This window comes from Paraburkholderia sp. BL25I1N1, assembly GCF_003002025.1.
Lineage (GTDB): Bacteria > Pseudomonadota > Gammaproteobacteria > Burkholderiales > Burkholderiaceae > Paraburkholderia.
This window is the reverse complement of record NZ_PVZB01000032.1, coordinates 77,283-88,262: the sequence shown is the minus strand read 5'-3', so window position 1 is coordinate 88,262 and position 10,980 is coordinate 77,283. Positions and strand designations below refer to the sequence as shown.

The 10,980-nt window shown below is 62.1% G+C and carries 10 protein-coding genes; 4 read left to right on the top strand and 6 right to left on the bottom strand.

Going from position 1 to position 10,980, the window contains the following annotated elements; translation table 11 throughout:
• A partial coding sequence (locus B0G73_RS34560; protein WP_146144249.1) for a transposase occupies nt 1-353 on the top strand: 353 nt, incomplete at its 5' end.
• A gap of 596 nt (nt 354-949) precedes the next feature.
• Here the strand turns inward: B0G73_RS34560 and B0G73_RS34555 are convergent.
• The 4 genes from B0G73_RS34555 to B0G73_RS34540 form a co-directional block, all read right to left on the bottom strand.
• Nucleotides 950-1,768 carry an ABC transporter permease subunit gene (locus B0G73_RS34555; RefSeq protein ID WP_106285590.1) on the bottom strand — a complete coding sequence of 273 codons (819 nt, stop codon included), beginning with the start codon at nt 1,766-1,768 and terminating at the stop codon, nt 950-952.
• Nucleotides 1,768-2,697 (bottom strand): ABC transporter permease subunit, encoded by a 930-nt coding sequence (locus B0G73_RS34550; protein ID WP_106285589.1) that lies wholly within the window; start codon nt 2,695-2,697, stop codon nt 1,768-1,770. Before B0G73_RS34550 ends, B0G73_RS34555 begins: the two co-directional genes overlap by 1 nt.
• Entirely contained in the window at nt 2,694-3,860 is a 1,167-nt protein-coding gene (locus B0G73_RS34545) for an ABC transporter ATP-binding protein (protein ID WP_181196712.1), read from the bottom strand. The genes B0G73_RS34550 and B0G73_RS34545 overlap by 4 nt, the downstream gene beginning before the upstream one ends.
• A gap of 92 nt (nt 3,861-3,952) precedes the next feature.
• Nucleotides 3,953-5,053 carry a polyamine ABC transporter substrate-binding protein gene (locus tag B0G73_RS34540; RefSeq protein WP_106285588.1) on the bottom strand — a complete coding sequence of 367 codons (1,101 nt, stop codon included), beginning with the start codon at nt 5,051-5,053 and terminating at the stop codon, nt 3,953-3,955.
• A gap of 510 nt (nt 5,054-5,563) precedes the next feature.
• Here B0G73_RS34540 and B0G73_RS34535 point away from each other — a divergent pair.
• The 3 genes from B0G73_RS34535 to B0G73_RS34525 all read left to right on the top strand — a co-directional run bounded on the left by B0G73_RS34535 (nt 5,564) and on the right by B0G73_RS34525 (nt 8,844).
• The gene (locus tag B0G73_RS34535) at nt 5,564-6,868 is read left to right on the top strand and encodes an Nramp family divalent metal transporter (protein WP_106285587.1); all 1,305 of its coding nucleotides are present in this window, start codon (nt 5,564-5,566) and stop codon (nt 6,866-6,868) included.
• Nucleotides 6,869-7,146: 278 nt separating this feature from the next.
• The gene (locus B0G73_RS34530; protein WP_106285598.1) at nt 7,147-8,484 is read left to right on the top strand and encodes a phospholipase A; all 1,338 of its coding nucleotides are present in this window, start codon (nt 7,147-7,149) and stop codon (nt 8,482-8,484) included.
• 156 nt (nt 8,485-8,640) lie between these two features.
• Nucleotides 8,641-8,844, top strand: coding sequence for a DUF1289 domain-containing protein (locus B0G73_RS34525; RefSeq protein ID WP_012433308.1), 204 nt, complete (start codon nt 8,641-8,643; stop codon nt 8,842-8,844).
• 143 nt (nt 8,845-8,987) lie between these two features.
• On the opposite strand, the gene B0G73_RS34520 is transcribed toward B0G73_RS34525, so the two are convergent.
• Both B0G73_RS34520 and B0G73_RS34515 read right to left on the bottom strand, forming a co-directional pair.
• Nucleotides 8,988-9,656, bottom strand: coding sequence for an OmpW family protein (locus B0G73_RS34520; RefSeq protein ID WP_308706160.1), 669 nt, complete (start codon nt 9,654-9,656; stop codon nt 8,988-8,990).
• Between the two features lie 71 nt (nt 9,657-9,727).
• Entirely contained in the window at nt 9,728-10,918 is a 1,191-nt protein-coding gene (locus B0G73_RS34515; protein WP_106285586.1) for a nitronate monooxygenase family protein, read from the bottom strand.
• Between the last annotated feature and the right edge of the window lie 62 nt (nt 10,919-10,980).

The following is a 10,980-nucleotide window of genomic DNA, read 5'->3' as shown; positions in this document are numbered from 1 at the left end:
CCGCGCAGCAGGCCCTGGAGGCCTTTGCCGAAGGGCCATGGGGCGCGAAGTATCCGACCATCGTGCAGTCGTGGCGACGGGCGTGGGAGAACGTCACACCGTTCTTCGTGTTTCCGCCCGACATACGCCGTGTCGTCTACACCACGAATGCCATTGAGAGCCTGAACATGCAACTACGCAAGATCATCAAGACCCGCGGTCACTTCCCCAACGACGAGGCCGCCATCAAGCTACTGTGGCTGGCATTGCGCAACGTGCTGGCGAAGTCTGTACGGGCGGCATTCGACTGGTCCTCCGCCATGAACCAGTTCGCCATTCTGTTTGGCGAGCGTTTTACCAACGCACGCGGGTAACTCCGCTAACCGCCTCGCACACAAAAATGCGGACAGGTTCCTAATTCTTAAGCGGGTCCCTCGCACAGTTGCGGTAGTGGTGCATCTGGAATCCGTGCTCTCGCACATTCCGCGTGAGTGACAAAGGAGTCATTTTTCCGGCGGCGCTGCGCGCGCCGTCGCGGTCGTTCAGAAAGCGGCTGACGACGATGTGCGCGGCATCATCCATGACCTTGATCCCTCATGATATGCCCCGCCCACGAAATTACGGATAGGTCCCATCACGGGGCAACGCTGATGACCCCATCGCGCACAAACAAACCCACTACCTTTGAGCGTACCGTTCCGGCGAGCGCGGAGCGCGAGGCGGGAAGAATGAGCGCCTTGTCACAAGCGCCGAATGCGCGAGAACCCAGATTCCAGATGCACCACTACCGCAACTGTGCGGGGGACCCGCTTAAGAATTAGCGGTGTGAGCCGCTTTCTCTTGCTTACTTCTCTTTGCGGCCGGCAAAGAGAAGTAAGTGCCGCCCCGCACAGGGGCAACACTAATAGACCACCAAGAACACAAGAAAAGGCCAAAAACGCAAAGACCACCGCAACAGAACTCAAAAACCTCAAACCGCCATCCCAACCCTCCTCCTCTCCGCCCGCTGCATAAAATAATTAGCCGCCACCACCCCAACAGTAACCACAGCAATAAACAGAGTAGCCAACGCATTCATCTCCGGATTCAACCCCAACCGAACACGCGAGAAAACAACGAGCGGCAAAGTAGTCGACCCAGGCCCAGACAAAAACGCCGACAGCACCAGATCATCAATCGACAAAGTGAACGACAACAGCCACCCGGAAACCAGCGCTTGAGAAATCAGCGGCAACGTAATGAAGAAAAACACCCGCAACGGCGTAGCCCCAAGATCCAGCGCCGCCTCTTCGAGCGAGGGATGCAACTCCTTCACCCGCGACTGCACGATGATCGCCACATAAGAAATACACAGCATCACATGTCCGATCCAGATCGTGAAAATGCCGCGCCCGGCAGGCCAACCCAACCACTTGGCCATTTCGATGAACAGCAGCAGCAGCGAAATCCCCTGAATCACCTCGGGGATCACCAACGGCGCATTGATCATCCCGGTATACAGCGTAAAGCCGCGAAACCGCCCCATCCGCGCGAGCACGAAACCGGCCCACGTGCCAATGACAACAGAAGCAAACGCCGTCAACAAAGCCACCCGCAACGACAACCACGCCGCCGCGATCAACTCGTCATCCTGCAGCAACGCCGCATACCAGCGAGTCGAAAAACGCGTCCACACGGTGACCAGTTGCGATTCGTTGAACGAATACACAATCAGACTCACGATCGGAATGTACAGAAACAGAAACCCGATCCCCAAGGCGATCAACTGCAAAATCCGGTTCGGTTTCATCAGCGCCTTTCCTCCATCGCCTTCGCCTGCGCGTACTGGAAAAACGCCATCGGCACCAATAACAACAACACCATTGCGCACGTCACGGCAGACGCCATCGGCCAATCGGCATTGTCGAAGAACTCATTCCACATCACGCGGCCGATCATTAGCGTGTTCGCGCCGCCCAGCAATTCGGGAATCACGTACTCGCCCACCGCCGGAATGAACACCAGCAAACAACCGGCGATGATGCCGTTCTTCGAGAGCGGCAACGTGATCTGCCAGAACGCCTTCCAAGGTTTCGCGCCGAGGTCGTAGGCGGCTTCCAGCAGCGTCATGTCCATCTTCACGAGATGCGCATACAGCGGCATCACAAGGAACGGCAGATACGAATAGACCATGCCGATATAAACGGCGGTATTCGTGTGATACAACTCGATCGGCGAGTGAATCAACCCGATCGACATCAAAAAGTTATTCAGCAAGCCGTTGTTCTTCAGAATCCCGATCCACGCATACACGCGAATCAGAAACGACGTCCAGAACGGCAGCATCACGGCCATCATCAGCAGATTGCGGCTGCCCGGATTCGAACGCGCGATGTAATACGCCATCGGATAGCCGATCAGCAGACACAATAGCGTCGAGATCGCCGCGACCACCACGGAATTCACGTAGGTCGCGAAATAGAGGCTGTCGGTCAGCAGAAACGCGTAATGCGACAGATCCAGAGTGACGTGAATTGCGCCGTCCACAAATTGGGTCAACTCCGTGTAAGGCGGAATGCCGAGCTGCAGATCGGCGAAACTGATCTTGACGACCAGCAGGAACGGCACCAGAAAAAACAGCAGCAACCAGATGAACGGACCGGCCACCACCGCGGTGCGGCCGGTCAGGTTGAAGCGCCGCACCGGCCACGTGGCGAAGGAATTGAACGAGCGCTTCATGACGTCAGCACCACGCCGGCCGATGCGCTCCAGCGCACGTACACTTCGTCGCCCCAGGTAGGCGGATCGATCTCGGTCAGCGCGAGGCTCGTCACGTTCGCGATCACGGTTTTGCCGGCGTCGAGCTTCACGTGGTAAAGCGAATAGCCGCCCATGTAGGCGATATTCGTGACGACGCCCTTGCCCCAGTTGTATGCGCTCTCAGGCGGTTTGCGCGTCAATGCGATCCGCTCGGGACGCACCGAAATCGTCACCGGCATGCCGAGCGGACCGGTAATGCCGTGGCTCACATACAAACGGCAAGACAGATCCGGCGTTTCGATGAACACGTGATCGGGCTCGTCTTCAACCGTATGACCTTCGAACAGATTCGTCGAGCCGATGAATTCGGCCGAAAAACGGCTATTCGGATATTCGTACACTTCGTGCGGCGTGCCGAGTTGCACGATTTCGCCTTCGCTCATCACGGCAAGGCGGCCCGCCATGGTCATCGCCTCTTCCTGATCGTGCGTCACCATCATGCAGGTCACGCCGACCTTGTCGAGAATGTTGACCAGTTCGATTTGCGTGCGCTGGCGGATCTGCTTGTCGAGCGCGGACATCGGCTCGTCGAGCAGCAGCAGCTTGGGCCGCTTGACCAGCGAACGCGCGAGCGCCACGCGCTGCTGTTGACCGCCGGACAGCTGATTCGGCTTGCGCTTCGCGAAGCGGCACATCTGCACGAGTTCGAGTGCGGTCTGCACGCGGTCCTTCAGTTCGGCTTTCGGCACGCCTTCCTGCTTCAGCCCGAAGGCAACATTGCCCTCCACGGTCATGTGCGGAAACAGCGCGTACGACTGGAACATCATGTTGACCGGCCGCCGGTACGGCGGCAATTGCGCGAGGTCTTCACCGTCGATCAGGATCTTGCCCGAGCTCACGCTTTCGAGTCCGGCCATCATGCGCAGCAAGGTCGACTTGCCGCAGCCGGAACTGCCGAGCAGCGCGAACAGCTCGCCCTTCTTCACCGAGAGGTTGACGCCTTTGACCGCCACGGTCTCGCCGAACTTCTTCACGACATCGACGACCTGGACGAAGTTGTCCGTGGCGTCGCCTGCAACGGCGTTCTGGCCCGGGGACGGCGCGACGGCCCCTGCCAGCGCGCCCGACTGGTCACTACTCATCACAATGCTTGACTCCGGCGTTTGACGAACAAAGCCCCCGGTGAACACCGAGGGCTTCTTGATGATGCTTACCCGTTCATTCTGGCCGCGGGTCAGCGGCCGGACTTGAATTCAGTCCACAGCCGCGTTTGCAGCCGCTGGATTTCCGGCGGCAACGGCTTCAGCAGGAACAGGGTCTTGATGACTTCAGGCGGCGGATACACGGCCGGGTCGTTCGCCACGTCCTTGTCCACGTACTTGCGCGCTTCGAGATTGGCGCTCGGGTAGTAGACGGCGTTGGTGATCGCGGCGTGAACCTGCGGCGTTTCGATGTAGTTGATCCATTCGAGCGCGGCTTCCTTGTTCTTCGCGTCCTTCGGGATCGCCATCACGTCGAACCACACCGGCGCACCGCCCTTCGGAATGTAATACTCGACCTTGTAGGGCTTCTTCGCTTCGACCGCGCGATGCTTGGCGATCACGACATCACCCGACCAGCCGTACGCAAAGCACACGTCGCCGCCAACCAGGTCGTTGATATAGCCCGACGAATTGAACTGCGTGATGTACGGGCGGATCTTCTTCATCATTTCGAGCGCGGCGCGGTAATCGGCCGGGTTCGTGCTCATCGGATCCTTGCCGATGTAATGCAGCGCGGCGGCGAACATCTGGTCCGGCGCGTCGAGCACGGACACGCCGCACGCCTTCAGCTTCGAAATGTTTTCCGGCTTGAAGAGGACGTCCCAGCTATCGAGCGGCACGTTCTTGCCGAGAATCTGCTGCGCTTTGGTGACGTTGTAGCCGAGTCCGGTCGTGCCGTAGGCCCAGGGCACCGTGAACTTGTTGCCCGGGTCGGCGCCGGCGACGAGCGCCATCAGCGAGGGATCGAGGTACTTCAGGTTCGGCAGCTTCGATTTGTCGAGCGGCGCGAAAATGCCGGCGGCGATCTGCTTGCCGGCGTAATTGCTGGTCGGCACGACGATGTCGTAGCCGGAATTGCCGGTGAGGAGCTTGGCTTGCAGCGTGTCGTCGCTGTCGTAGTTGTCGTATTTGACCTGGACGCCGGTCTGTTTGGTGAAGTTCGGAATGGTGTCCTTGGCGATGTAATCGGACCAGTTATACACGTTGAGCTGCGTGTCTTTCGCAGCGGCCGTCAACCACGGCGCCGCGCACAAGACCAGCGCCGCCACTTGCCCCACTACCCGTCTTTTCATTCCGTTCTCCGATCCTGACCGGCCCGTTGCCGGCCGTCCTCACCCGCGCCGCGGCACTGCGCCCACGGCTCCCCTGAAAAACCCGAAAAGTACCATCAATTATTGCGCGGACCAAAAAAATTGCCAGGCTGTCGCGCAAACGGTACAGCGTCCGCCGCACCGCTGGAAAATTGGCCGCAATTTTAGCGGGTTATGCGCGCGTGTCCACCCGAAAAAAACACCCGTACCGGCGCGCCGTTATCCGGTTGTCAAGTTGACGCTGTGCAGGGCGCGCTTCGTTCGAGCAAACGGTGGTGGCCCGCGGCCGTTTTCCGTGACTTCGATGCCGAACGGCCAAGGTCGGAGTGCACTCAAGCCGCGAAGCGTTCGACGGTGCACAATAGCTCTCACAGGCCGAGCGACGGCACGCCGCCAATCGCGTTGCCGCGTCCCGGTCTCGACGCGCCGCCAGCCGTACGCGCGGCGGGCACGTGGCTTGCAAGAGGATTCAGTCTTAAACCTCAGGCATCGATGAACACGAATCCGTTCGCATTGCGTCCCAACCGCCGCCGGCCTCTGCCGGGCGATGGGGCGGCACGTCCGCCGCATTGGCTCTCGTTCGTCGGCGCGGGGGCGTTGATCGCGGTGGGCTATATCGATCCGGGCAACTGGGCGACCGCTCTCGGCGCCGGCGCTGGCTACGGCTACCGCCTGCTCGGCATCGTGCTGCTGTCGAGCCTGATGGCGATGCTGCTGCAGTGGCTGTCGTCGCGCCTGGGCGTCGTGACCGGGCGCGACCTCGCGCAAGTCTGCCGCGAACGCACGGGCCGCCGCGGCACCCTCTTCCTGTGGCTGACGAGCGAGGTCGCGATCATCGCGTGCGACGTCGCCGAGGTAGTCGGCAGCGCCGTCGCGTTGCAATTGCTACTTGGCGTGTCGCTCACGGTCGGGGTACTCATGTCGGCGGTCTGCACCTTTGCGCTGCTCGCGCTCCAGCGGAAAGGCGGCCGCAAACTGGAAGCGGTGATCGCGGCGCTGATCGGCTTCGTCGGCCTGTGCTTCGTGGTCCAGCTCGCGCTGGCGCGGCCGGACTGGCATGCGGCGCTCGCCGGCACCGTGCCGAGCGTCGAGCTGCTGCGCAACGCGGGCATGGTGTGGCTCGCGGCGGGCATCGTCGGCGCGACGGTGATGCCGCACAACCTCTATCTGCACTCGGCGCTCGTCAAGCATCACGCGCCCGACGGCAGCGACGCGCAGATCAGGGTCGCGCTGCACGTCGTCAATCTGGACACTTTCGGTTCGCTGTCGTTTGCTTTCGTGATCAATGCGGCGTTGTTGATCGTGGCCGCCGCCGTGTTCTATGTGAGCGGCCATCGTGACGTGACCGATCTCGCGGATGCCCACCGTCTGATCGCACCGCTCGTCGGCACGCATTGGGCCGGCATTCTGTTCGCGGCGGCGCTGCTCGCCTGCGGACTGAGCGCGACCGTGACCGGCACGCTGGCGGGCCAGGCGGTCATGGAAGGCTTTCTGCGCATCCGTCTGCCGCGCTGGAAGCGCGCCCTGCTGACCCGCGCGCTGGCGATCGGGCCGGCGCTCTTCGCGGTCGCGCTGTTCGGCCAGCACGGTTCCAATCAGTTGCTGGTGGCAAGCCAGGTGGTGCTGAGCCTGCAATTGCCGCTCGCGGTCGTGCCGTTGATCCGCTTCACGTCAGACGCCGCGCTGATGCGCGGCTGGCGCGTGCGCGGCGTGCCGCTCGTGCTCGCGTGGCTGTCCGCGGCGTTCATCATCATGCTCAACGGCGCGTTGTTGTGGCAACTCGCGTTCGGTGTCTGAGAGGCCGTTTTTTTCGACCGGCCTGTCAATCAAATGACTTTGTAAGTATTCTCTGAGTATCTCGCCATCACCAGCGACGCTGTCTGCTTGCGCGGCGCGCCGGCTGTGCGGTCTGTTTCATCCCGGCTGCCGGGTTGTTTGCGGCAGCCATTTTTGTGCCCATTTTTTGCGCCCTTCAGCGCTTCCGCGCGACCGATCCGGTGAGCGTTGCGGGTGTCGTCTTTCGATGCCTGCCGTGTCCGTTTCGCTCGCCGCCCTTGCTCCAGGACGACAGCCTCATGCGTTTTGACGCCTCAATCGACTGCCTTGCCCGCAATGCCTCCCCTCAGTCCCGTCAACTCACGGCGCGCTTCTCCCGCGTCACGCTGCTCGCCACGCTCGCCGTCTGCGCCGCCTGCGCCCTCCTCAGCGGCGAGGCGCGCGCGACGGTCGCGATGCTGCAACCCGCTCGCGTGGCCGCCGCCAACGAGCCGTTGCAGATCACACTGCTGTACTCCGCCGACGACACCAAGCCCCTGACCGTCACCGTCCCGCCGACCATCCGCGTAACGATGAGCGCAGGCGAACAGTCGCCGCAGCCGCTCGATTTGAAACGCGAAGCGGGCGTGCCCGACACGCTGCATCTGCGGCCGGGCCAGTTCCGCAAGGTGCGTTTCTCGGCGCCCTGGCCGCAGTCGGCGCGTGGCGAGGTGCGCATCGACCCGGTGGGCTTCGACGCGTCGCCGGCGCTCGTCGCGATCAATCGCGGGCCGCAGCAGGACGCGATTGCCCAGGCCGAACGCGCGGAAAGCCAGGCGACCACGCCCGCTCAAGTTGCGGCAACGGCGGCCGTGGTCGGCGGCCCGACCGGCGACGCCATTGCGCCGCCCGGCGATTCGCTCGCGACCACCGGACGCGGCGTGCTCTCGCACCTCTCCTATTACGATCCGATGTACATCGCGTTCGGCCACAACGGCGACACGAACGCGCGGCTGCAACTGAGCTTCAAATACCGCATCCTGATCCCGGACGATTTGCGCTCCAAAGCCTTCCTCGACAACCTGTACTTCGCATATACGCAGACCTCGATCTGGGATCTGTCCGCCGATTCGCGGCCGTTCCGCGACACGACCTATTCGCCGCAGTTGTTCTACTACGTGCCGGACACCGGCTGGCAGAGCCCGTTATACACGCGCATGGGTTTCGCGGCGGGCGTTGCGCATGAGTCGAACGGCAAAGCCGGCGCGGACTCGCGCAGCATCAACATGCCGTTTATCCGGCCGACCTGGGAATTCGGCGATCTGACGGCCAACCACCTGACCGTGTCGCCGAAGATCTATTACTACCTCGGCACGAGCAGCAACCCCGATATCGCCGACTATCGCGGTTACGTCGACTTGCTCGTCAAATACGGCAGCCCGGACGGCTGGCAACTGGCGACCACGCTGCGCAAGGGCACCAAGCACTGGTACGGCAGCGTGGATTCGCAATTCACCTATCCGCTCGCCAAGCTATTGGGCAGCGCGTGGGGCGGCTATGTGTGGGTGGGCTATTTCAATGGCTACGGCGAAGACCTGCTCGACTACAACAACCGCCAGCACTGGATCGCGCGGATCGGCTACAGCATCGCGCGTTGATGCGAGCGGGCGATATCGCGCGTCGAAGGCGTCGAAATATGCGGCAGATGCTGCCAACAATGCGCGAACCGCGGCCATGCCGGCGGCACGCGGCGAGGCGCACGGCGCGCATCGGTTAACATAGCGGAACTTCGCTTCTCCGCCCCAAGGTTTCCGATGGCTTCGAATCTCCACGATCTTCCCGACAGCCCGTGCATCGGCGTCTGTTCCACGTTGTTCGACGATGTCTGCAAAGGCTGCGGTCGCACCGCCGTCGAAGTGTCCAACTGGGTTTTCCTGAGCGACGAGGAAAAGCGCGCCGTATGGGTTCGCATCGAGCAGGAAGGCACCGCGATGCGGTTTGCGAACGACAAACTGTAGATTGGCCTCGCGGCTCCGGTCGCCCGATGCTTGCGGCGCTGGCCGCTCAGAATCAATGTCAAAGAGAACGCCGGGGCGAAATTGCACCCGGCGTTTTCACATGGCAACGCATGTTGATCAAGCGCGCATGCGATGCGCGAGAATCAGAACCGCATGCCGACACCCAGACCGACCACCACCGGATCGATGCTCAAGCGGCCAAGCGGCTGCCCGCCGAGCGAAGCATCCGTGTGCATCCAGATCTTCTTGATATCCGCGTTGACGAACAGGGACTTGGTGACCTGCACGTCGACGCCGGCCTGCAACGCTGGTCCCCAGCTGTGATTGTTGATCGAGATCGGCTGGCCGCCCGCGCTCAGGCCGCTGTTATAGAACAACGTGTAGTTGAGACCCGCGCCGACATACGGACGAACGCGGCCCGCGTGATTGAAGTGATATTGCAACAGCAGCGTGGGCGGCAATACGTTTACGCCGCCGAGGCCGCCAAGGTTCGAAGTCACTTGATGCCGCGATGTGCCGAGAATCAACTCGACGCCGAGGTTGTCGCGAATCATGTAGGTCAGATCCAGTTCCGGCACGGTCGCGTTATTGACGCCGACGTTGAGCGCGCTCAGCGATTGCGTCGTGCTCACGTTCGGCATGATGCTGATGGCGCGCAAGCGCACCAGCACGTCGCCGGCGTGAATACCGCTCATCGCGTCGTCGCCGGCCGCATGCGCCAGCGGCGCGAGCGCGCCCGCGAACAGCAGGCTCGCTGCGATGGCGGCGGTGCGGATTCTGTTTCCGTTTCTGTTTCTGGACGAGTGCTTCATGTGCTTCCCCGCTTGGTTTGTTTGCATGCGGGGATTGTCGAAGTTCTCGTCGCGCGGCAGGTTGACGCGTATCAACCCAGTGAGAATGCCCAGCGCCCTGCGACAGCCGGTCGCGTCGCGCCCGTCAACAGCAGTTCGAGCAGATCGTGCACGCTGCGGATCGCCGTGCCGAACGGCAACGCTTCGCGGCCGCGGAAGAACAGACCGTTCGCCACGTCGCCGCGCAATGCCGCCGCGAGCCGCGTGTCGATACAGAAGTGGCCGAACTTCTCGATACCATCGCGCCAGCCGCACGCGCTGAGACATTCCAGCGCGGTCGGGCAGATATGTTTGAGCGCGCCGACTTTCTCGCGGATTTTCGTTTCATGGCGCAGATAGCGCATCAGCCACGGCGTTTTCACAGCGCGCGCGGGCAGTCCCGTCACGCTGACGAATTCGACGATGTCCTCCGGCGTGGCTTCAGCCAGTACGCGCTTGAAATTCGGATGCGCGTCGCCTTCCTCGGTAACGGCGAACGGCGTGCCGAGTTGCACGCCGCTGGCGCCCGCGTTCAGCAGCTTACAGACGGCCTCGTGACTATTGATGCCGCCCGCGACGATCAAGGGCACGTCCTGCCGGTTCAGGCCGAGCGAGACGAATACCGTGTCGAGTTCTTCGAGGATGCGGAAGAAATCGAAGCGTCCATCGTGTTGATCGGTCAGGTTGCTGACGCCGAGATGGCCGCCCGCATGCGCCGGATGTTCGATCACCACCGCGTCGGGCAAACGGCCTTTTTTCATCCACTTCTTCAGCACGAGCGCGACACCGCGGCTATCCGACAGAATCGGAATCAGCGCGATGTCGTGGCCTTGGGTCATGTCGGGCAAATCGAGCGGCAGGCCGGCGCCCATGACAATCGCGTCGGCGCCGCTTTCGCATGCGACGCGCACGTAGTCGGCTTGCGCGCTGACCGCTTTCATCACGTTGACGGCGATCATGCCGCGGCCTTCGCTGAGTGCTTTGGCGGAGTGAATTTCGCGGGCCAGCGCGGTGAGATTGGCCGCTTCCAGCGTGGCCCGCTCGGGCGACTCGCGGCAGCGGTCCATCAGGTCGCGATGATGATGCCGCAAGTCGATACTGGCGATGGTGCCCAGCGCGCCTTCGCGAGCGACGCTGCCGGCCAGCCGGTGCGCCGAAATGCCGACGCCCATGCCGCCTTGCACGATCGGCAGTAGTGAGCGGCCGCGAATGACGAGCGGTGGGAGGGGATGAGAGGTGAGCATGACTGGCCCGATGGCGGATTATCGAAACGCTGATAATCGTCGGTCCGGCGCAGCCTGCGTTG